The following is a 20,138-nucleotide window of genomic DNA, read 5'->3' as shown; positions in this document are numbered from 1 at the left end:
CTGGCTTCATTTCGGCCCTGGCTTCATTTCGGCTCGTCGGCGTCCGGTTCTTCCTCGTCGTCGCGAGCGGAGATGACATAGGCGCCCTTCAGCCAGCGGTTGAGGTCGATGTCCTTGCAGCGCGTCGAGCAGAACGGATAGGTCTCGCGCGCCGACGGCTTGCCGCATTCGGGGCAAGGGCGCTTGGGCCGCAGTGGCGTGACTTTGTCGTCCGCGCTCATGGTCGCGCGGACAACCAGTTTTGATGGGTCTTGAAACCTTCGCCCGACAGCAGCGCCGCCGTCTCATAGAGCGGCAGGCCGACAATATTGGTGTAGGAGCCGACGAGCTTGACGACGAAGGAGCCGGCGAGACCCTGGACGGCATAGCCGCCGGCCTTGCCCCGCCATTCGCCCGAGGCGACATAGGCGTCGATTTCCTCGCGTGGCAGCCGCTTGAAACGCACCCGCGTCTCGACCAGCCGCTGGCGCATTTTGCCCCCCGGCGTGATCAGGCAGATGCCGGAATAGACCCGGTGCGAACGGCCGGACAACAGCCCGAGGCAGTTGGCGGCGTCATCCAGTGTCTCGGCCTTGGGCAGGATGCGTCGCCCGACGGCGACCACCGTGTCGGCCGCCAGCACAAAGCTTGGCGCATAGTCGGTCTCGGCCTTCAGCGATGCGAACGCCTTCTCGGCCTTTTCCTTCGACAGCCGTTTGGCCAGCGAGCGCGGATGCTCGGCACGCAGCGGCGTTTCGTCGATATCGGCTGGCAGGATGCGGTCCGGCTCGATGCCGGCCTGCTGCAAGAGTTCGATGCGACGCGGCGAACCCGAGGCAAGCACCAGCTTATGCAAAATGCTCATCGCGCTCGGGTCTTGATCTTACTTGAAACGGTAGGTGATGCGGCCCTTGGTCAGGTCGTATGGCGTCATCTCGACCAGAACCTTGTCGCCGGTCAGCACGCGGATGCGGTTCTTGCGCATGCGGCCGGCCGTATGGGCGATAATCTCGTGTTCGTTTTCGAGCTTTACCCTGAACATCGCGTTGGGCAACAATTCCGTGACGATACCCGGAAACTCGAGGACTTCTTCCTTCGGCATTCGATACCTTTGCTTGGATGACAGTTCCGGCGCCTAGAGCATGATGCCGAAAAGTGTGAAGCGGTTTTCCGACGACATCACGCTCTACTTCTTTGACCTAGAGTCGGATGATTTCAGGTCGGACAGACCTGAAATCATCCGACTCCAGCCGGAATTTCGGCGGAACCTATATGATAATCGTGCGCTTGTGAACACGCTTAATCCGTCGCGTTTTTTGCTTCGGGAAGCAAAAAACGTCGGCTTATGCGTAACTTCAGCCGCTCGCGCACGTCGCGGTAGCTTGCCATGATCTGTTCACGCGTGCCATCGGCACCGGTCGGGTCCGGCGTCGGCCAGTATTCCACCTCGACGGCAAGCGAGCGGGTGAGTTCGAGTGCCGCATGGTGCGCCTCCGGCGCCAGTGTCACGATCAGGTCGAAATAGTCGTCCTCGAGATCGTCCAGCGTCCGTGGATGGCGTTCGCCCAGCGCCAGACCGTCTTCGGCAAGCACGGCATCGACGAACGGGTCGCGCTCGCCGGCGCGCACACCCGCCGAGGCGACGAAAATGGTAGCGGGAAGCATCCGGCGCGCCAGCTGCTCGGCCATTGGCGAGCGCACGGCATTCATGCCGCACAGGAACAGGACCGAGCGGGGCAGGGCGCCGGCGACCAGGATCAGCCCCGCCAGTGCAGCACGCAGACCAGCGTGAACAGCCGTCGCGCCGTGTCGAAGTCGATGTCGATCTTGCCGGAGAGCCGATCCATCAGCGTCTGCGAGCCCTCATTGTGCAGGCCACGGCGGCCCATGTCGATCGCCTCGATGTGGCTCGGCGTCGAGGAGCGGATGGCGTCGTAGTAGCTCTCGCAGATCATATAGTAGTCCTTGACGATGCGCCTGAGCGGCGTTAGCGACAGGATGTGGGTGACGACGGCGGCGCCGTCCTCGCGCGCCACGGCAAAGACCAGGCGGGACTCGGCCAGCGACAGCTTCAGCCGGTAAGGACCTGTACCGCTGTCGTTGACAGGCTTAAAACTGTTCTCCTCGATCAGGTCGAAGATCGCCACCGCCCGTTCATGCTCGACATCGGGCGTCGAACGGCCGATCGATTCATCGAGTTCGACATCGATCAGTTTTGCGCGGGTTTGATCGTGGCCCGTCATGCCGGCCTACATGTTCAGACGTATGGCGACAGAGCGGCCATGCGCGTCGAGCCCTTCCGCCTGAGCGAGTGCGATCGCCGCCGGTGCCAGCATGCGCAACTGCTCCGGCCCGAGCTTCAGGACCGAGGTGCGCTTGACGAAGTCGAGCACGGAAAGGCCCGACGAGAAGCGCGCCGAGCGCGCCGTCGGCAGCACATGGTTGGAGCCGCCGATATAGTCGCCGATGACCTCGGGCGTGTGGCGGCCGAGAAAAACCGCGCCGGCGTTGCGCATCCTTGCGAGGAAGCCCTCGGCATCGTCGATGGCCAGTTCGACATGTTCGGCGGCGATACGGTCGACCAGCGGCAGCGACGCCTCGATCGTTTCGACCTCGATCACCGCGCCGAAATCGCGCCAGCTCGCCGCCGCCGTTTCCGCGCGCGACAGGCTCTGCAACTGGCGTTCGACCGCTTGTTCAACCGCTTTGCCGAAAGCCGGGTTGTCGGTGATCAGGATCGACTGCGACGACACGTCATGCTCGGCCTGGGCAAGCAGGTCCGCCGCGATCCACTCCGGATCATTGCCGCCGTCGGCCACTACAAGCACCTCCGACGGCCCGGCGATCATGTCGATGCCGACAGTGCCGAACACCCGCCGCTTGGCCGCGGCGACATAGGCATTGCCGGGGCCGACGATCTTTGCCACCGGCTTGATCGTCTGCGTGCCATAGGCAAGCGCCGCGATCGCCTGCGCGCCGCCGACGCGGTAGATTTCGGAGACGCCTGATATATCCGCCGCCACCAGCACCAGCGGGTTGACGATGCCGCGCGGTGCCGGGACGACCATGACGATGCGCTCGACGCCGGCTACCTTGGCCGGCACGGCGTTCATAAGCACCGAGCTCGGATAGCTTGCCGTGCCGCCCGGCACATAGAGCCCGACCGCCTCGATCGCGGTCCAGCGCGAGCCGAGCTCGACGCCGGCGGCATCCGTGTAGCGTTCGTCCTGCGGCTTTTGCCGCTGGTGGTGGGACCGGATGCGGTCACGCGCGAATTTCAGCGCCTCGACCGTGGCCGGATCGGCCTCGGCATAGGCGCCGGCGATGTGTTCCGCCGAGACGGCAACGCCGAGCTCGGCGAGGTCGCCTCCGCCGAATTTCTTCGTGTAGTCGATCAGTGCCGCGTCGCCCTCGGCACGCACGCGCGCGATGATGTCGCGCACCACGGCGTCGACATCGGCCGATACCTCGCGCTTGGTCAGGAGAAACGCGGCGAAACGCTGCTCGAAATCGGCGTCGGACTGGCGAAGCGTGATGGCCATCGTATGCTCAAGCCCTGTGTATAGGGCGCGACGTGGCTTCCCACGCGCCGCCAATATCGGCAAGGCGGGCCTCGATGCATTCGACATCGAGCATGATCGTGCCGCCGCCCGAAAAGATCAGTTCGACGATGCCCGCGGGCTTGCTGATCTCGATGAAGCTGATCGCCAGCAGGGAGAGAATTTCGGCCGGCTTGTCGCGCGCGATGCCGTTGGTCTTGGCGCCCAGCACCCGGTCGAAATGCAGCACGGCCTGCCGTCGCTCATTATGTTGGCGAAACAGGCCGGATTTGGCTTCCCACACGAAACGGTTCATGGTCAGCACGAAACGCTTGGCTTTGGGCAGGAATTCGAGGTCCGAGACCTTCATCACGGCGTCCTGGAGATGGGCCGAGACGATGCTCAGATCCTGGTCGTCGAGCGCGATGAGTTTTAAGACCATGCGGATTTCATACCTAGAGGTTGGCAACCAGCCTTTCTGTTAGGCGGTCTTTCCGATCGGTGCAACCGCGCCAAGAATGCTGCCAGAGGCAATTGCCTCAGGTTTTGCGCACCCCTCATCGGCCCTGCCGGCACTTCTCCCCCGCATAGTGGCGGGAGAAGGACGCTTCGCAGATGATTTCGCCAAGCGACCGTGGATCGTTAAGCCGAAATACGCTCGATCACCGCGCCGCAATTGGAAAGCTTTTCCTCCAGCCGCTCGAAACCGCGGTCGAGATGATAGACGCGATTGACCGTGGTCTCGCCTTCGGCCGCCAGGCCAGCGATGACCAGCGAGACGGAAGCGCGAAGATCGGTCGCCATGACCGGCGCGCCTTTCAGCTTCGCCACGCCGTCGACGATCGCCGTCTGGCCCGAAAGCGTGATGTGGGCGCCGAGCCGAGCCAGTTCCTGGACGTGCATGAAGCGGTTTTCGAAGATCGTCTCGGTGATGCGCGACTTGCCCTTGGCCATGGTCATCAGGCCCATGAACTGCGCCTGCAGGTCGGTCGGGAAGGCCGGGAAGGGCGCCGTCGTCACATCGACCGGCGAAATGCCGGCGCCATTGCGCCTCACGCGGATGCCGGAATTGGTCTGCGTGATCTCCGCGCCCGTCTGGGAAATCACGTCGAGCGCCGTCTGCAGCAGCTCCGGCCGCGCGCCTTCGAGCACAACGTCGCCGCCGGTCATCGCCACAGCCATGGCATAGGTGCCGGTCTCGATGCGGTCGGGGATGACGCGCACGCGCGCGCCCGACAGCGCTTCAACGCCGTCGATGGTGATGGTCGGCGTGCCGGCGCCGGAAATCCTGGCGCCCATGGCGTTGAGGCATTCGGCGAGGTTGACGATCTCGGGCTCGCAAGCGGCGTTTTCGAGCACCGTCTCGCCCTTGGCGAGCGATGCCGCCATCATCAGCACATGGGTGGCGCCGACCGAGACCTTGGGAAAGGCGTAACGGTTGCCGACGAGGCGGCCATTCCGGGTCTTGGCGATGACATAGCCGGTATCGACATCGATATCGGCGCCCAGCGCCTGCAGGCCTTCGAGGAACAGATCGACCGGACGCGTGCCGATGGCGCAGCCGCCGGGCAGCGAGACCTTGGCCTCGCCCATCCGGGCCAGCAGCGGCCCGATCACCCAGAACGAGGCGCGCATCTTGGACACCAGCTCGTAAGGGGCGGTGGTATCGACGATGTTGCGGGCGGAGAAGTTGATGGTGCGCGAATAGCCCTCATTCTGCTTCTCGCGGCGGCCATTGACCGAATAGTCGACGCCGTGATTGCCGAGGATGCGGATCAGTTGCTCGACATCGGCCAGATGCGGCACGTTTTCGAGTGTCAGCGTATCGTCGGTCAGAAGCGAGGCGATCATCAGCGGCAGAGCGGCGTTTTTGGCGCCCGAGATCGGAATGCTTCCGGCAAGCTTGTTGCCGCCGACAATTCTGATGCGATCCATTAGAGAATGTCCCTCTCAGCCAGAAAAGGCCGGTTCAATCGTTTGAGTGTATCGGCCCCTCTAGACCATTGACCAATGTGGTTCAAGAAATAGGATTCGCCCACCCCGGCCCAAGAGTGGCCGATTTGAGTTAATCTTTCTTCATTTCCTTGGCCGCGCCGAGCCCGTCGGGCCGTTGGTCGGCCTCACCTGTGCGGCGCGAGCGCGACTGCGCCTTGCGTTTCTGCAGATTGGCGCGCAACTGCTCGGCGAGCCGGCTCTTGCGGGTTGTTTCGCTGCTTTTCGGTGGATTTGTCTTGTCGTTCATCATCCCGCCCCGGTTGGCGACCAGCCAACCCGCCATTCAGGGATAGCCAACATTGTGGCGCCGCCATGTCATGGAAAGCTATCCGGCAAAGGCTTTCACAGAAGCGTTGTTCTTGGCCTTGCGCTTGCCGGTTCGATATGGCAGAAGCCCGCCATCGGCGGCTGCGGTAGCTCAGTGGTAGAGCACTCCCTTGGTAAGGGAGAGGTCGAGAGTTCAATCCTCTCTCGCAGCACCAGATTTTCCCGAATCGACCACTCGTTGCGCTGGCGCTTCGAGGCTATTCGTCGCTAGCAGGCGAATGAAGGCATGCGCCGGAATCCGTGGATTGCCCATGGCGTTTGTTTCTTTTGCCTTACCGGGATGATCAGCCTACGCCATCGACCAGCCGCCATCGTGAATTCCAGCATGCCCTGCCGGCCGAGTTGACGCCGGCATGTCCTGCGCTCGGCAGGTTTCATTGGCAAGGAGGGACCGTTCCCTGCTATTGCCCCAGGGATTCCGGGGCAACCGTCTGCCCCCCATGGAGCGTCAGATGGCCGTACTCACACGCCGCTCACTTCTGAAAACGGCAGCGTTTGCTGGCGCGAGCGGGCTCGGGCTTGCTGCCATGGGCAGGATTGGCGGCCGGGCGGCGTCCGCGCCTGAGCCGATGGTGCTGCGGACGGCGAAAACCCAGGCGAAGCTGATGGATGTCGGCCAGACCAACAATGTGCTGACTTACGGCAACGCCGGAATGCCGCCGGTGCTCAGGATGAAGAAAGGCGAACCCTTCGCCGCGCGCCTCGTCAACGCCATCGACGATCCGACGACCATCCACTGGCACGGCATTCGCCTGCCGAACAAGATGGATGGCGTGCCCTTCCTGGTGCAGCCTTACGTCTACACCGGCGACCATTTCGACTATGCCTTCACGCCGCCCGACGCCGGCACCTTCTGGTATCATCCGCATTGCAACACGCTGGAGCAGATGGGGCACGGCCTGACCGGTGTGATCGTGGTCGAAAACCCGAACGATCCGAAATTCGACGCCGAATTTGTCCTCAACCTGCGCGACTGGCGCCTTGGCGACGACGCTCAGTTCATCGACCAGTTCCGACCGCGCGATGCGGCCAGGACCGGCACTTACGGCACGGTGCGCACGGCGAACTGGCTCGACCAGCCACAATATGACGCGCCGGCCGGCGGGTTGGTGCGGCTGCGCGTTGCAATCACCGATGTCACCCGAATCTACGCCTTTCGCGTCGACGGCGCCGAAGCTGATGTCATCGCGCTGGACGGCAACCCGGTGCCGCGGCGTTTTGCACCCGACGCCCTATTGATCGGACCTGGTCAGCGTCTGGAACTCGCTGTCCGGATGCCCGACAACGAGGGCGCGCTTGTGACCTTGCGGGACGTCAGGGGCACCAAGCCGAAAGCCTTGGCGACGCTGCGCGCGGTTGGAGCTTCCCTCAAACGCGACAGCCGCGATCTCGCACCGCTGGAGGCCAATCCGGTGGCCGAGGTCGATCTCACCATTGCCCAGCATATTTCGCTGACGCTCAGCGCGACGGCGGAGAACGTTCCGAGCGACAGCATCTGCGGCTCGCTCGGCTACAGTTTCTGGGCCATCAACAAAGTGCCGTGGCCGGGCGATACGCCCGATCCGACCGCGCCCTTGGCCGAACTGAAGCTCGGCAAAAGCTACATCATCGACATGGAAAACCTGACGCCGCAATCGCATCCGATGCATTTGCACGGCATGAGCTTCAAGGTTTTGTCATCCTCGACACGGCCGGTGCAGCCGTTGATTTCGGACACCTATCTCATCCAACCCAATGAGAAGGTGAGCCTGGGCTTGGCCGCCGACAATCCCGGCGACTGGCTGCTGCATTGCCATATCATCGAGCACCAGAAATCGGGCATGACGAGCTACGTCAGGGTGGTTTGAAGCCGTCACGACAATGTCAATTCGCAACCCTGGGCCAATAATTCGCGGCGAATGCGGATTTTCCCCGCGATTCCCTTGGAAATCGGCGGTCGCGAGTGGTTTCGTTGGCACAGGGGACCAGTCCCTGCTAATTCGGCCCCAAATCAAGAAGCTGTGGACATTCCCTGCATGACCAATGTCGCTTTGACGGGACTTGCCCGCGATCTCGCCAGACGCGCCGCCGAGGGCCGCCCCGTGCGCATCGGCGTCATCGGCTCGGGCGAAATGGGCACCGATCTGGTCACGCAAGGCATGCTGATGCCGGGCATTTCGGTCTGTGCCGTCTCGACCCGGCGCCCGCACACCGCGCGTGACGCCATCCGCATCGCCTATGGCGACGAGGCGATGGCGGTCGAAGCCGACACTGCATCGAAAGTCACAGACGCCATCGAAGGCGGCAGGATCGCCATCACCTCGAACGAGATGCTGGTGACCAATCCACTGATCGACGTGGTCATCGACGCCACGGGAAAACCCGGCGTTGCCGCCGATTTCGACCTGATGGCGATGGAGCATGGCAAGCATCTGGTGATGATGAATGTCGAGGCCGACGTCACCATCGGCTGCTATCTCAAGCAGCAGGCCGACCGGCTTGGCGTCGTCTATTCGGTCGGCGCCGGCGACGAGCCGTCAAGCTGCATGGAACTGATCGAGTTCGCGTCCGCACTCGGCCTGACCATCGTCTCGGCCGGCAAGGGCAAGAACAACCCGCTCAACCATGATGCCGTGCCCGACGACTATCGCGACGAGGCGGCCCGCCGCAACATGAACCCGCGCATGCTGGTCGAGTTCGTCGATGGCTCCAAGACCATGGTCGAGATGTGCGCCATCGCCAATGCGACCGGACTGGTGCCCGACGTGCCTGGCATGCACGGCCCCAAGGCCGACCGCGACGACCTCGTCAAGGTGCTGATCCCGCGCGAGGACGGTGGCCTCCTGCTGAAAAAGGGCGTTGTCGATTACACGATCGGCAAGGGTGTGGCGCCTGGTGTCTTCGTCATCGTCGAGGCGAAGCATCCGCGCATCATCGAGCGCATGGATGACCTGCATATCGGCCATGGCCCCTATTACAGCCTGTTTCGACCATATCACCTGACCTCGTTGGAAGTGCCGCTGACAGCGGCCCGCATCGTGCTGTTCGGCAAGCCCGACATGGTGCCGCTGCCGAGGCCGGTCGCCGAGGTCTGCGCCGTCGCCAAGCGCGATCTCGCCGCTGGCGAGACCCTCGATGCGATCGGCGAAACCTGCTATCGCTCCTGGACCATGACCGTCGGCGAAGCCCGCGCCCAACACGCCGTCCCGGTCGGCCTGCTCGAGGGCGGCAAGGTGCTGAAACCGGTCAGGAAAGGCGAGTTGCTGACCGCCGACAATGCAGCGCCCGACCAGACGACCAGGTTGTTTGGGCTGCGCCGGCTGCAAGATGAGATGCTGTACGAAAAATAGGTCGTTGTGGCGCCGTCATGACAAATGGACTACATTGTAGTGGCAAATGTCGCTGAGGATCGGCCAACGAATCTCCAGATTAGGGACCCGCGCGCACGTGAACTGGCGCAGCGGCTCCCAAACGCAAGATTTCGATCACCGAAGCGGTTATCGAAGCGCTTGAATCTGAATTGAAACGGGAAAGCGGACACTTTCCCCTGGCGAAACGGCTGGCTGCCATAGCTGATGAACTTAAAGCCAAAGCCGGCCCCGGCGGCCGACCTGTGAGCAAGGATGAAATCGACGACATGTGGGGACATCCCTGATGTTCGTCGACACCTCCGTAATCGTCGCAATTCTTTCGGGAGAAGGGGATGCCGGCGAGTGGAGCGATCGGATCGCGGCTGCACCTCACAAGATTACGTCCGCGCTGGTTGTGCTCGAAGCGTCGATGCGGCTTTCTACGATGCTTGCTGTCGAACCGGTGGTCGCGGAAATGGCGATTGAGGCGCTTCTGCGCGAGGCCGAAATCGAAATTGTGCCGATCGACGCCGGCGATGCCAAATTGGCGATCCGGACGTTTTCGGACTATGGAAAGGGACGTGGGCATCCCGCGCAGCTCAATCTTGCCGATTGCCTATCCTACGCCTGCGCAAAAGAGCCACCGCTCGGCGTTGCTCTACAAGGGCAACGACTTTTCGCACACGGATCTCGCCTAGCGAGATGTTCGCTCTACTTGCCCAGTTCGATCGACCTTAGTCGCGCCGCTTCCACCGCTTGCGTGAGCAGATTGGTCAGCCGGTCCTCGCCCATCAGCACGCCAAGCGCGGCCGCCGTCGTGCCGTTGGGGCTGGTCACCTGCTGGCGCAGCACACCCGGATCCTCGCGGCTTTCGGCGGCGAGCGATGCGGCGCCGTAGACGGTCTGCATGGCAAGCAGCTTGGCGGTTGCCGTCGGGAGCCCGGCCTTCTCGGCGGCAACGGTCAGTGCCTCGATGAAATGGAAGATGTAGGCCGGACCCGATCCGGACACGGCGGTCACCGCATCCATCAGGCTCTCGTCATCGATGGTGGTCACTTTGCCGCTGGCCGACAAGAGGTCGGCGACGAAACGCTTGATGTCTCCGGAAACCAGGGGATTGGAAAACACCACCATCATGCCCTTGCCGATGGCAGCCGGCGTGTTGGGCATGCAGCGCGCGATCGGCGCACGGTTGCCCAGGACCTGCTCGAAGGTAGCGACGGGCGTGCCGGCGGCGATGCTTACAAAAGTGGTGCGGCCGTCGCCGAAGCGCTTGTAGGCGGCGGTGACGTCACGGATCACCTGCGGCTTCACGGCGACGACGACGAGTTCAGGCACGGCATCCGCCGGAATACCTCCGGCTTCCGCCGCCGTGCCGCAGCCCAGAGTCGCCGCGCGCTGGCGCAGGTCTCCATTGGGCTCGACCACGAAAACCGCCGAGGGTGCAAGCTTGCCGGACTTCAGCCAGCCCGAGAGCATGGCATAACCCATATTGCCGCAGCCGGCGAGAACAAGCCTGATCGTCATCGAGAGCCCTCCTAGGAAAGGCCATGACATAGACGCTCGCGGATCGGTGGGGAAGCCCTCTCAGGACCGCTGGACGGGCATGCGCACCTCGATCGGCGTTGAGTGCGGTGAACAGCATCATGAAGCAATCGCCGAGATAGATGTTCTCCTTGCGCAGCGGAATGCGCATGTAGTCGCGCAACTGTGCGATGAGATAGGTCGCCACGCAAAGGGCAGGGATGCCCATCAGCACGATTCTGAAGCTTTCAGGTGTGTTGAAGTTACCGCAACCATGGCGTGAATTCCTGCCATCATCCTCCGCAAATTAACCTTTTGTTTCCCATGCCTGTTTAACGTGGCTTAATGAATGGCCGACCGCCGCCGCCAAGCGACTAAAGAGTAAAGCTCCACGACAATGGTCGACAGGAAAAACCGTGAGGACTGGAAGCGCGAGCGCTCCTTGCTGGCGCTTGGCGAGGCCTTGCGTGGCGAGGACGACGCGTCGCTGGTGTCGATAGGAGACCGCGCGGACCCCTCATGGCGCGAGGATGCCGCCACCCGACATCGCCTGGCCCGTTCCCGGCGCGAGACGAAGGCGAGCCCGCCGCAGTTTGTCGCCGGTGAGGCTTCGCGGTTCCCCCCTGACGAGGAGCAGCCGTTTGAAGCCGACGACGCCTGGCGTTCGCGGGGACAGATCGGCACCAGCGATTTGCCGCCCGATATGCCGCGCGCAAGGCTGGCGCCGCAAGAACCTCCAGCGGCGGGTCGCGCTCATGATGCAACCGGATCCCGCGCAACGGGCAGAGCCGGCCCGTCCTCCAATGGCGGTACGGACGAAAGCCCCGGGAGGATCGGCGCACTCATATCGAAATTGCGCAAGGCCATGTCCCGCAAGCCGTCGGCCGAAGCCGACGACCTGTCCAGCGAGTTCGGCCTACCCGCCTTCGCCGACAACGGACGGCCGGCCAACGTTCCGATATTCCCTGCGTATCCGAAGCTTGGTTTCGGACCTCGGCAGGCGGCCGGCCTGGATTATTCGCAGGCGCCTTTCCAGCCAGGCCCCGAGGCCGGGTATGGGCGGCAAATGGCGTCGCCCCCGCGCTCGCCCCTGATGCCGCAATGGGGACTGCATCCAGCTCCGCCCTTGCCATCCTCCCCCTATGCGCAGCCGATGGGCTATCCTCCGGCGCAGCCCTGGTCGCAGGCGGGTCATACGCAAGCCACGGCGGGACCCTATGCGGCGCAGATGCCGTACCCGCCGCCGCCCGCTCCGACGCAGCCACCAGCCGCCCCGCATGCGAGGCCGATCCCGGTCAAGGAGGGTGGCGAACAACCATCGGTCGAAGAGATTCGCGCCAGCCTGCGCGAATTCCACGAAGCGGTCCGCGAACTCACGGAAAGCCGCACCCGTCGCCGCTACTTCTGAGCCACCAGATAGGTTGCGGAGGCCGAACAAAACCGTGCCGGTTTCGCGTAAACGGCATGGGAAGGCGCTTTGACGGGATTGCGAGCTTGTATTTTCGTGACAATGCCGCGCTGCAGATTGCCTGCGCCGCTGCATTGTGTTCTCGAAAGCGGCGTTGGGCGGAACGACATTGAGGGTGGTCCATGGCCGAAGTGATTGACGGAAAGAGCGTTGCCGAAGACGTGGTGCGATCGGTCAAGGCGCTGACCGCCGAGCTGGTTGTCAAGGGCAAGGCCAAGCCAGGTCTGGCCGTGGTCATCGTCGGCGAGGATCCGGCGAGCCAGGTCTATGTCGCTTCCAAATCCCGCACCGCCAAGGAATGCGGCTTTCACTCGCTTCAGCACACGCTGCCGGCCGAGACGTCAGAGGCGGCACTGCTCAAGCTCATCGCCGGGCTTAACGCCGACCCGGCCATCAACGGTATCCTGGTCCAGCTTCCGCTGCCCGCCCATGTCGATGCCGGCAAGATCATCCAGGCCATCGCGCCGCAGAAAGATGTCGACGGCTTCCATTTCATCAATGTCGGCAAGCTCGGCACCGGCGAACTCGACACGGCGTTCGTTCCCTGCACGCCCGCCGGCTCTATGCTCCTGATCGAGCGCGTGCGCGGCAAGGACCTGTCCGGCCTCAACGCGGTCGTCGTCGGCCGCTCCAACATCGTCGGCAAGCCAATGGCCAATCTGCTGCTTGCCGCCAACTGCACCGTCACCATCGCCCACAGCCGCACCAAGGACCTGCCGGAGCTTGCCCGCACGGCCGACATCCTTGTCGCCGCCGTTGGCCGGCCGGAAATGATCAGGGGTGATTGGGTCAAGCCTGGCGCCACCGTCATTGATGTCGGCATCAACCGCATTCCCGCGCCCGAGAAGGGCGAAGGTAAGTCGCGTCTCGTCGGCGATGTCGCCTATGCCGAAGCGGCCAAGGCGGCGGGCGCGATTACCCCGGTGCCCGGCGGTGTCGGGCCGATGACCATTGCCATGCTGATGGCCAATACGTTAGCTTCGGCCTACCTTGCGGCCGGATTGAAGCGGCCTTCCTTTTGAGCCCGGGTTGACCCTGAAAGCCGCAGCTTTGCCGAATCCCACTATTTCCCCGGAACGGCCGGTCACGAATGATGCCGTTCAAGGAGGCCGGCAGTTCGCTTTCCTGCTGGTCGACAAGTTCTCCATGTTCTCACTGGCCGCCGCGATCGACACGTTCCGGTCGGCAAACCGCCTGCTCGGTCGCGATTTCTACGGTTGGACGACGGTGTCCGCCGATGGCGATCCGGTGATGGCCTCCAACGGCCTGCCGCTCAAGATCGACTACGCCGTCGCCGATCTGCCGCCGGTCGACATACTCTTCGTCTCGGTCGGCCTGACGACGGAATTTCCGGGCAAGAGCAAGGTTCTGGCGGCCTTGCGCAGCTGGGGCCGGCGCGGCAACGCGCTGGGTGCTTTGTCGGTCGGATCCTACCTACTGGCCGAGGCCGGCCAGCTCGAAGGCTATCGCTGCACCATCCATTGGGAAAACCGCGCCGGCTTCGTCGAGCGCTTTCCCGACATCAACTGCACGGGCAATGTCTTCGAGATCGACCGCAAGCGCTACACCTGCGCCGGCGGCACCACCTCGATCGATCTGATGCTGGAGATCGTGCGCGGCGATTTCGGCTCCAACCTCGCCAATGGCGTCGCCAACCAGTTTCAGCACGAGCGCATCCGCTCCGCCGGAGACCGCCAGCGCGTCGGGCCGGAGCGTGACCTGACGGGCAAGTCGGAGAAGCTCAGGCGCATCGTCGAACTGATGGCCGACCATCTCGACGAGCCGCTGTCGGCGGTACAGCTCGCCAAGTCGGCGGGCCTTTCGGTGCGCCAGGTGGAGCGGCTGTTCCTGCGCCATCTCAACGTCACGCCCGGGCGCTACTATATGCGGCTTCGGCTGGAGCGGGCCCGCGAATTGCTGCGTCAGACCAACATGCCGATCCTCGACGTGGCGATCGCGACCGGCTTCACCTCGCATTCCTATTTTGCCCAGAGCTATCGGCTGCAATTTGGCCGCCCGCCCTCGGAAGAGCGCCGCACCACATACTGAATTAAGTACGCAGAGCTATGCAAGCTTCGTTACAGCGGTGGCTTGTGTCCCGGCACGCGCTCAAATAGCTTCAGCCGGCGGACGGGGTGGCTATTCAGGAGATTTCGATGGCGATACTTGCGCGGAGCTTCGCTGCGGCGATCCTCCTTTTGTCGACGACGACATTCGGCTTTGCCGCCAACAAGGTCATCATCATCCTCGACGCGTCGGGATCGATGTGGGCGCAGATCGATGGCAAGCCCAAGCTCGAAATCGCCCGCGAATCGCTGAGGACCGTGCTTCAATCGGTTCCCGCCGCCGACGAGATCGGCTTCATGGCCTATGGCCATCGTGAGAAAGGCAGCTGCGACGACATCCAGCTTATCGTGCCGCCTCAGGCGGGCTCGGCAAGCGCCATCTCGGCGGCCGCCGACAGTATGAAGTTCCTCGGCAAGACGCCGCTGACGGCAGCCGTCAAGAAGGCGGCCGAAGCGCTGAGATACACCGAGGACAAGGCGACCGTCGTCCTCATCACCGATGGGCTCGAAACCTGCGGCGGCGATCCTTGTGCGCTTGGCAAGGAACTCGAAGCCTCCGGCGTCGATTTCACCGCCGATGTCGTCGGCTTCGGCCTGACCGCCGACGAAGGCAAGCAGATCGCCTGCCTCGCCGACAACACCGGCGGCAAATACATTCAGGCATCCGACGAGAAGGCGCTGCAGGAAGCGCTGGTCGAGACTGTGGCGGCCCCGGCACCAGCGCTCGAGCCAGCACCGGCACCAGCGCCTGAGCCGGCGAAGTCCGAGTTCAATTTCATGCCGACCGTTGTGCTGGCCGAGGGCGGCGATCCCGTCACCGACGGCAATGCCTGGGAAGTCTATAAGGCCAAATCGGACGGCACGCGCGGCGACAACATCACCACCGAATACGGCGACTACAAAGCCAATCTGGAACCGGGCGACTACATCATCGTCGCGCGCGACGGCGAAGCCAAGGTCGAGCGGAAGGTCAGGATCGAGGCAGGCCAAGTCTACAAGCCGCTGTTCACCTTGAATGCCGGCACGCTTATCCTGCATCCGCGTCCCAGCCAAGGTGCGGATGTCGTGAGCGGGGCGGCTGTCGTGATCGCCTATCCGGGCGTCGGCAACCCCCCGACCTATTATGGAGACACGAAAGTCGTGTTGCCGGCCGGCGACGAGAAAGTGACCGTCACGATCGGACAGGGCGTGGTCACGGAAACGATTCCGCTCGCTGCCGGCACGGTGATCGACAAGGACATTATCGTCGGCGTCGGCCATGTCCTTGCCAACGCATATTATGCGGCCGGAGGCGACAAGGCCGATGGTTCAGGCATCGGCTTCAAGGTGCTCAAGGCCAAGAAGAAGATCGATGGCACCCGCGACGAGGTCACGTATGCCTATGGCCCCGACAGCAAGTTCGACCTGCCGCCGGATGACTATGTGTTGATCGCGACGGTTGACCTCGCGGTCGTGGAACAGCCTTTCAGCGTCAAGGCCGGCGAGTTCCAGGACCTCAAGGTCGCCATGGATGCCGGCGTGCTGGCTATTACGGCCCCCGGCACCTCCAAGATCGAGATTTTCGAGACGAAGAAGGACATCAATGGCAATCGCAAGTCGATCGGCTACGCCTATGACGAGAAGTATCAGGCCGCGATAGCGGCGGGCGACTACGCGGTGGTCTCGGAGAAGCCGGACAACAGCAAGAAGGAAGGCACCGTGACCGTGAAGGCTGGCGAGCGGGTTGAATTGACGGTGCAATAAGCGTCGCGATTTCGACCAGCAAAAAGGGGCGGCCACGAGCCGCCCCTTTTTCATGCCGTAGAGAATGCGTCAGGCGGTTCCGAACGCACCGGCGCCGTGGTCGGCACGCCCTACCAATTGGCGGAAACCGGCGAACAGCTCGCGGCCGAAGCCGAACTCGTTGCCGATCAGGTCGGCTTCGGCCGTGCGGCGCAGCGCGAGCTCGGTCCCTGGCACCAGCACCTCCAGCGTGCCGGCATCGGCGTCGAGGCGGATGACGTCGCCGTCAAGGATCCGCGCGATCGGTCCCTCCTCGACCGCTTCCGGCGTCACATGGATCGCCGCCGGCACCTTGCCTGAGGCGCCCGACATGCGTCCGTCCGTGACCAGCGCGACACGCTGGCCGCGATCCTGCAGGATGCCAAGCACGGTGGTCAATTTGTGCAGTTCCGGCATGCCGTTGGCCTTCGGCCCCTGGAAGCGGATGACGGCGATGAAATCACCGGTGAGCGTGCCGGCCTTGAAGGCGTCGTTCAGCCCCTGCTGGCTGTCGAACACCTTGGCCGGCGCCTCGATGACGCGCCGCTCCGGCTTGACGGCCGAAGTCTTGATGACGGCATGGCCAAGGTTGCCTGAAAGCACCTTGAGGCCGCCGGTCGGCTGGAATGCCTTGTTGAACGGCGCCAGCACCTTTTCGTCGCCGCTTATGCGCGGCGAAGCCTCGCGCACCACGCCGCCGTCGGCGCCGAGCTTTGCCTCGACAGCATAAGGCCGCAGGCCTTCGCCCCACACCGTCTGCACATCCTCGTGCAGGACACCTTCGTCGAGCAGTTCGCGGATCAGGAAGCCGAGCCCGCCCGCCGCGTGGAAATGGTTCACGTCGGCAAGGCCGTTCGGATAGACGCGCGCGAGCAGCGGCACAGCTTCCGAGAGATCGGAAATGTCCTGCCAGGTCAACGCGATGCCGGCGGCGGCCGCCATGGCGATCAGGTGGATGGTATGGTTGGTCGAGCCGCCGGTGGCGTGCAGGCCGACGACGCCGTTGACGAACGAGCGTTCGTCGATCATCCGGCCGACAGGCGTATAGGCGTTGCCGAGTGCGGTGATCGCCAGCGCCCGCTTCGTCGCTTCGCGGGTCAAGGCATCGCGCAGCGGCGTGCCTGGATTGACGAAGGACGCGCCCGGCGTGTGCAGGCCCATGATCTCCATCAGCATCTGGTTGGAGTTCGCCGTACCGTAGAAGGTGCAGGTGCCCGGCCCATGGTAAGACTTGGACTCGGCTTCCAAGAGTTCGGCGCGACCTGCCTTGCCCTCGGCATAGAGCTGGCGAACCTTGGCCTTCTCGTCATTGGGCAGGCCTGTCGTCATCGGCCCGGCCGGGATGAACACCGCCGGCAGATGGCCGAAGGTGAGTGCGGCGATCACCAGTCCCGGCACGATCTTGTCGCAGACACCCAGATAGACGGCGGCGTCGAACATGTTGTGCGACAGGCCGATCGCGGCTGCCATGGCGATCACGTCGCGCGAAAACAGCGACAGCTCCATGCCGGGCTGGCCTTGTGTCACGCCATCGCACATCGCCGGCACGCCGCCTGCGACCTGGGCGATGCCTCCGGCCTCGTGCGCGGCCTGCTTGATCAGGGCGGGGAAGGTCTCGAAGGGCTGATGCGCCGACAGCATGTCGTTATAGGAGGTGATGATGCCGAGATTGGGCACCTTGTCGGCGCCGAGCGCCAGCTTTTCCGAGGGGCTGCACACCGCGAAGCCGTGGGCAAGATTGCCGCAGGACAGCACCGACCGGTTGGCGGTCTGGTTCGACGCTTCGGCGATACGGCTCAGGTAGCGCTCTCGGCCCGGTTTGGAGCGCTGGCGTATCCGCTCGGTGATGGCTTCGATATCGCGTCTTGCGGTCATGGCATCAGGTCCTTTCAGCCGAGGTCCCGGAAACATCCTCCCGCCGTTGCCGGGACCATTTGTAAACTTGAAATCAGGGCGCCCAGAAAACCTCCACGGGTTTGGGCGATGCGTCGAGCACGGCGCGGATCGGCTTGCGTGGTCCGGGCGCGACAGCGTTGTCGAAGGCGATGCGCTTGTCCTCGCCCTCTATGTGCAAGGCGAGGAAATCCGCATCGATGATGCGGGCGAGCGTCAGGGTCAGTCGCGGCTCTCCGGCGCTTTTGGCGTGGACTGGCAGGATCATCCTGTCGGAGGCCGGGTCGAGCAGCTTCGGCAGATCGTCGGCGTCAGGAAAGAACGAGGCGGTGTGGCCGTCTGGTCCCATGCCGAGCACCACGACGTCGAGCGGCCAGGGCAGGGATCGCAGTACCGCATCGTCGGATGTCGCGGCATCCTCGATGCCGGCCGCCTCGTGATAGAGCGGAACGAAACGGGCGGCCTTGGCCGCGTTCTGTAGCAGGATCGCGGCAACCAGCCCGGCATTGGATCGCGGCGAGGAGGCCGGCACAAAGCGTTCGTCGACCAGCGTCACGATCACCTTGTCCCAGGCGATCGGCGCCGCGGAGAGATCGGCAAAGAACTTTGCCGGCGTCGTGCCGCCGGAGACAGCCAGCAACGCCGTGCCGCGCCGGTCGATCGCCCTCGTTAAGCGATCGGCCACCTTTGCAGCCAGCGCCGAGGCCAGCTGCGGACGGTCGGCAAAGGCATTCCAGTTATAGCTGGCGCTGTTCAATTGCTCTCGTGCCATGTCCGCCCGTCGCGTTCGATAAGCGCTATCGAGGCCGACGGCCCCCATGTGCCTGCCGTATAGCCCTGTGCTTCCTGCTTGGCGCCTTCCCAGGCATTCTGGATCGGGTCGATCCACTTCCAGGCGGCTTCCACCTCGTCGCGACGCATGAACAGGGTCTGGTTGCCACGGATGACATCCATGATCAGCCGTTCATAGGCGTCGGGCGCGCGGCCGTCGAAAGACTGCGCGAAACTCATGTCGAGCGAGATCTGGCGCAGCCGCATGCCGCCCGGGCCTGGATCCTTGATCATGATGAACTGCTTGACGCCTTCGTCCGGCTGCAGCCGGATGACCAACTGGTTGGCGAAGATCGGCCCCGCGCCGCTGTCGCCGAAGATCGAATGCGGGATCGGCTTGAACTCGATGACGATTTCCGAAACCCGGGTCGCCAGCCGCTTTCCAGTCCTGAGATAAAACGGAACACCTGCCCAGCGCCAGGTACCAATCTCGGCCTTGATGGCAACGAAGGTCTCGGTGTTGCTGTCCTTGCCGAGTTCCTCGACATAACCTTTCACCGGGCCGCCGGCCGACGCGCCGGCGCGATACTGGCCACGCACGGTGTGCTTCGGCGCTTCGTTGCCGTTGATGCGCTTCAGCGCCCGCAGCACCTTCAGCTTCTCGTCGCGCACGGCGTCGGCGTCCATCGACGAAGGCGCTTCCATGGCGACCAGGCAAAGCAGCTGCAGCATGTGGTTCTGCACCATGTCGCGCAGCGCGCCGGCCTTGTCGTAATAGGTGACGCGATCTTCCAGGCCGACGGTCTCGGCGACGGTGATCTGCACGTGGTCAATATGGGCGGAGTTCCACAGCGGCTCGTAGAGCGCATTGGCAAAGCGCAGCGCCATCAGGTTCTGCACCGTCTCCTTGCCGAGATAATGGTCGATGCGGAAAATCTGGCTCTCGTGGAAGTCGTCGCCGACTAGGTCGTTGAGCGCCTGCGCCGAGGCGAGGTCGCGGCCGATCGGCTTCTCCAGCACGATGCGCGAATTCGGCGTGATCAGATTGTGCTCTTTGAGCTTGTGCGAGATATCGCCGAACAGCGCCGGCGCCACGGCCAGGTAGAAGGCGCGGATGTGGTCGCTTTCGCCAATTGCCTTCTTCAACTTGTCGAAGCCGGCGCCGCTCGTCGCATCGGCTGGGACGTAGGAAAGCCGCGCCAGGAAGGTCTTCAACTCCTTGGCATCGATGTCGGCCGGTTTGACATGGTCCGAAATCGCCTGCCTGGCGAAGGCCTGGAACTCCTCGTCGCTCATTTTCGAGCGCGACGTGCCGATGATGCGCGTCGGCTCGGAGAATTGATGGTCGCGCTGGCGATAGTAGAGCGACGGCAGCAGCTTGCGCTCCGACAAGTCGCCGGTGCCGCCGAAGATGATGAAGTCGAAAGGGTCGACGGGGATGATCTGGCTGGTCATGGTCTGTCCGCTTTGACGCCGGTCGCGAGTA

20 protein-coding genes, 1 tRNA gene and 2 pseudogenes are annotated in these 20,138 nt (G+C 63.6%); 9 read left to right on the top strand and 14 right to left on the bottom strand.

Features of this window, described 5'->3' with window-relative positions; genetic code table 11:
• Positions 1 to 23: 23 nt before the first annotated feature.
• From yacG to FJ492_RS14350, 9 genes are all read right to left on the bottom strand, one after another.
• A complete protein-coding gene (yacG, locus tag FJ492_RS14395) occupies positions 24 to 221 on the bottom strand; it encodes a DNA gyrase inhibitor YacG (RefSeq protein ID WP_140504739.1) in 198 nt (65 codons plus the stop codon).
• Positions 218 to 844, bottom strand: a complete 627-nt coding sequence (locus FJ492_RS14390) for a Maf-like protein (protein WP_140504737.1) — start codon at positions 842 to 844, stop codon at positions 218 to 220. The genes yacG and FJ492_RS14390 overlap by 4 nt, the downstream gene beginning before the upstream one ends.
• Positions 845 to 862: 18 nt before the next feature.
• Complete coding sequence (gene infA / locus FJ492_RS14385; protein WP_006329283.1) at positions 863 to 1,081, bottom strand: translation initiation factor IF-1; 219 nt, start codon at positions 1,079 to 1,081, stop codon at positions 863 to 865.
• Positions 1,082 to 1,278: 197 nt separating this feature from the next.
• The gene (locus FJ492_RS14375; protein ID WP_140770519.1) at positions 1,279 to 1,749 is read right to left on the bottom strand and encodes a low molecular weight phosphatase family protein; all 471 of its coding nucleotides are present in this window, start codon (positions 1,747 to 1,749) and stop codon (positions 1,279 to 1,281) included.
• The gene (locus FJ492_RS14370) at positions 1,737 to 2,222 is read right to left on the bottom strand and encodes a UPF0262 family protein (protein ID WP_140504731.1); all 486 of its coding nucleotides are present in this window, start codon (positions 2,220 to 2,222) and stop codon (positions 1,737 to 1,739) included. The genes FJ492_RS14375 and FJ492_RS14370 overlap by 13 nt, the downstream gene beginning before the upstream one ends.
• A gap of 6 nt (positions 2,223 to 2,228) precedes the next feature.
• A complete protein-coding gene (gene hisD, locus FJ492_RS14365) occupies positions 2,229 to 3,521 on the bottom strand; it encodes a histidinol dehydrogenase (RefSeq protein WP_140770517.1) in 1,293 nt (430 codons plus the stop codon).
• Between the two features lie 7 nt (positions 3,522 to 3,528).
• Entirely contained in the window at positions 3,529 to 3,960 is a 432-nt protein-coding gene (locus FJ492_RS14360; protein WP_140504728.1) for a DUF2948 family protein, read from the bottom strand.
• Between the two features lie 200 nt (positions 3,961 to 4,160).
• Complete coding sequence (gene murA, locus FJ492_RS14355; RefSeq protein ID WP_027146553.1) at positions 4,161 to 5,453, bottom strand: UDP-N-acetylglucosamine 1-carboxyvinyltransferase; 1,293 nt, start codon at positions 5,451 to 5,453, stop codon at positions 4,161 to 4,163.
• A gap of 130 nt (positions 5,454 to 5,583) precedes the next feature.
• A complete protein-coding gene (locus FJ492_RS14350; RefSeq protein ID WP_140504726.1) occupies positions 5,584 to 5,760 on the bottom strand; it encodes a hypothetical protein in 177 nt (58 codons plus the stop codon).
• 160 nt (positions 5,761 to 5,920) lie between these two features.
• On the opposite strand from FJ492_RS14350, the gene FJ492_RS14345 reads away from it, so the two are divergent.
• From FJ492_RS14345 to FJ492_RS14325, 5 genes and pseudogenes are all read left to right on the top strand, one after another.
• Positions 5,921 to 5,995 (top strand) — tRNA-Thr (locus tag FJ492_RS14345).
• A gap of 297 nt (positions 5,996 to 6,292) precedes the next feature.
• The gene (locus FJ492_RS14340) at positions 6,293 to 7,687 is read left to right on the top strand and encodes a multicopper oxidase family protein (RefSeq protein ID WP_140770515.1); all 1,395 of its coding nucleotides are present in this window, start codon (positions 6,293 to 6,295) and stop codon (positions 7,685 to 7,687) included.
• A gap of 168 nt (positions 7,688 to 7,855) precedes the next feature.
• A complete protein-coding gene (locus tag FJ492_RS14335; RefSeq protein ID WP_140748204.1) occupies positions 7,856 to 9,169 on the top strand; it encodes an NAD(P)H-dependent oxidoreductase in 1,314 nt (437 codons plus the stop codon).
• Positions 9,170 to 9,339: 170 nt separating this feature from the next.
• Positions 9,340 to 9,474, top strand: a complete 135-nt coding sequence (locus tag FJ492_RS29230; protein ID WP_246676026.1) for a hypothetical protein — start codon at positions 9,340 to 9,342, stop codon at positions 9,472 to 9,474.
• Positions 9,474 to 9,749, top strand: a pseudogene (locus tag FJ492_RS14325) (type II toxin-antitoxin system VapC family toxin); the annotation flags it as partial. The gene FJ492_RS29230 and the pseudogene FJ492_RS14325, both read left to right, overlap by 1 nt.
• Before the next feature lie 131 nt (positions 9,750 to 9,880).
• On the opposite strand, the gene proC reads toward FJ492_RS14325, so the two are convergent.
• Together proC and FJ492_RS29225 are read right to left on the bottom strand one after the other, a co-directional pair.
• Positions 9,881 to 10,696: a pyrroline-5-carboxylate reductase gene (gene proC, locus FJ492_RS14320; protein ID WP_140770512.1), complete on the bottom strand. Its 816-nt coding sequence runs from the start codon at positions 10,694 to 10,696 to the stop codon at positions 9,881 to 9,883.
• A gap of 94 nt (positions 10,697 to 10,790) precedes the next feature.
• Positions 10,791 to 10,928, bottom strand: a pseudogene (locus tag FJ492_RS29225) (O-antigen ligase family protein); the annotation flags it as partial.
• A 162-nt stretch (positions 10,929 to 11,090) separates the two neighbouring features.
• On the opposite strand from FJ492_RS29225, the gene FJ492_RS14310 reads away from it, so the two are divergent.
• The 4 genes from FJ492_RS14310 to FJ492_RS14295 all read left to right on the top strand — a co-directional run bounded on the left by FJ492_RS14310 (position 11,091) and on the right by FJ492_RS14295 (position 15,970).
• Positions 11,091 to 12,101 carry a hypothetical protein gene (locus FJ492_RS14310; protein ID WP_140770509.1) on the top strand — a complete coding sequence of 337 codons (1,011 nt, stop codon included), beginning with the start codon at positions 11,091 to 11,093 and terminating at the stop codon, positions 12,099 to 12,101.
• Positions 12,102 to 12,283: 182 nt separating this feature from the next.
• Complete coding sequence (gene folD, locus FJ492_RS14305) at positions 12,284 to 13,183, top strand: bifunctional methylenetetrahydrofolate dehydrogenase/methenyltetrahydrofolate cyclohydrolase FolD (protein ID WP_140770506.1); 900 nt, start codon at positions 12,284 to 12,286, stop codon at positions 13,181 to 13,183.
• A 28-nt stretch (positions 13,184 to 13,211) separates the two neighbouring features.
• On the top strand, positions 13,212 to 14,210 hold the full coding sequence (locus FJ492_RS14300) for a GlxA family transcriptional regulator (RefSeq protein ID WP_140770554.1): 999 nt from the start codon (positions 13,212 to 13,214) through the stop codon (positions 14,208 to 14,210).
• Between the two features lie 107 nt (positions 14,211 to 14,317).
• The gene (locus FJ492_RS14295) at positions 14,318 to 15,970 is read left to right on the top strand and encodes a VWA domain-containing protein (protein WP_140713408.1); all 1,653 of its coding nucleotides are present in this window, start codon (positions 14,318 to 14,320) and stop codon (positions 15,968 to 15,970) included.
• Between the two features lie 69 nt (positions 15,971 to 16,039).
• Here the strand turns inward: FJ492_RS14295 and edd are convergent, their stop codons facing one another.
• The 3 genes from edd to zwf all read right to left on the bottom strand — a co-directional run bounded on the left by edd (position 16,040) and on the right by zwf (position 20,107).
• Positions 16,040 to 17,863, bottom strand: a complete 1,824-nt coding sequence (gene edd, locus FJ492_RS14290) for a phosphogluconate dehydratase (RefSeq protein WP_140770503.1) — start codon at positions 17,861 to 17,863, stop codon at positions 16,040 to 16,042.
• 73 nt (positions 17,864 to 17,936) lie between these two features.
• The gene (gene pgl / locus FJ492_RS14285) at positions 17,937 to 18,653 is read right to left on the bottom strand and encodes a 6-phosphogluconolactonase (protein WP_140770500.1); all 717 of its coding nucleotides are present in this window, start codon (positions 18,651 to 18,653) and stop codon (positions 17,937 to 17,939) included.
• Positions 18,635 to 20,107, bottom strand: coding sequence for a glucose-6-phosphate dehydrogenase (gene zwf / locus FJ492_RS14280; protein WP_140713412.1), 1,473 nt, complete (start codon positions 20,105 to 20,107; stop codon positions 18,635 to 18,637). The genes pgl and zwf overlap by 19 nt, the downstream gene beginning before the upstream one ends.
• Positions 20,108 to 20,138 lie beyond the last annotated feature (31 nt).

The organism is Mesorhizobium sp. B2-5-4 (assembly GCF_006441095.1).
GTDB classification, from domain to species: Bacteria; Pseudomonadota; Alphaproteobacteria; order Rhizobiales; family Rhizobiaceae; genus Mesorhizobium; species Mesorhizobium salmacidum.
Note: the sequence above shows the minus strand (reverse complement) of the source record. Positions and strands in the feature narration are given on the sequence as shown.

Bases quoted from the DNA above. Each gene is read 5' to 3' on its own strand.
- FJ492_RS14360 (WP_140504728.1), bottom strand. From the start codon at position 3,960: ATGGTCTTAAAACTCATCGCGCTCGACGACCAGGATCTGAGCATCGTC.
- zwf (WP_140713412.1), bottom strand. From the start codon at position 20,107: ATGACCAGCCAGATCATCCCCGTCGACCCTTTCGACTTCATCATCTTC.
- FJ492_RS14340 (WP_140770515.1), top strand. From the start codon at position 6,293: ATGGCCGTACTCACACGCCGCTCACTTCTGAAAACGGCAGCGTTTGCT.
- pgl (WP_140770500.1), bottom strand. From the start codon at position 18,653: ATGGCACGAGAGCAATTGAACAGCGCCAGCTATAACTGGAATGCCTTT.
- FJ492_RS14335 (WP_140748204.1), top strand. From the start codon at position 7,856: ATGACCAATGTCGCTTTGACGGGACTTGCCCGCGATCTCGCCAGACGC.
- edd (WP_140770503.1), bottom strand. From the start codon at position 17,863: ATGACCGCAAGACGCGATATCGAAGCCATCACCGAGCGGATACGCCAG.
- hisD (WP_140770517.1), bottom strand. From the start codon at position 3,521: ATGGCCATCACGCTTCGCCAGTCCGACGCCGATTTCGAGCAGCGTTTC.
- folD (WP_140770506.1), top strand. From the start codon at position 12,284: ATGGCCGAAGTGATTGACGGAAAGAGCGTTGCCGAAGACGTGGTGCGA.
- FJ492_RS14370 (WP_140504731.1), bottom strand. From the start codon at position 2,222: ATGACGGGCCACGATCAAACCCGCGCAAAACTGATCGATGTCGAACTC.
- FJ492_RS14295 (WP_140713408.1), top strand. From the start codon at position 14,318: ATGGCGATACTTGCGCGGAGCTTCGCTGCGGCGATCCTCCTTTTGTCG.
- infA (WP_006329283.1), bottom strand. From the start codon at position 1,081: ATGCCGAAGGAAGAAGTCCTCGAGTTTCCGGGTATCGTCACGGAATTG.
- FJ492_RS14310 (WP_140770509.1), top strand. From the start codon at position 11,091: ATGGTCGACAGGAAAAACCGTGAGGACTGGAAGCGCGAGCGCTCCTTG.
- murA (WP_027146553.1), bottom strand. From the start codon at position 5,453: ATGGATCGCATCAGAATTGTCGGCGGCAACAAGCTTGCCGGAAGCATT.
- FJ492_RS14390 (WP_140504737.1), bottom strand. From the start codon at position 844: ATGAGCATTTTGCATAAGCTGGTGCTTGCCTCGGGTTCGCCGCGTCGC.
- yacG (WP_140504739.1), bottom strand. From the start codon at position 221: ATGAGCGCGGACGACAAAGTCACGCCACTGCGGCCCAAGCGCCCTTGC.
- proC (WP_140770512.1), bottom strand. From the start codon at position 10,696: ATGACGATCAGGCTTGTTCTCGCCGGCTGCGGCAATATGGGTTATGCC.
- FJ492_RS14350 (WP_140504726.1), bottom strand. From the start codon at position 5,760: ATGAACGACAAGACAAATCCACCGAAAAGCAGCGAAACAACCCGCAAG.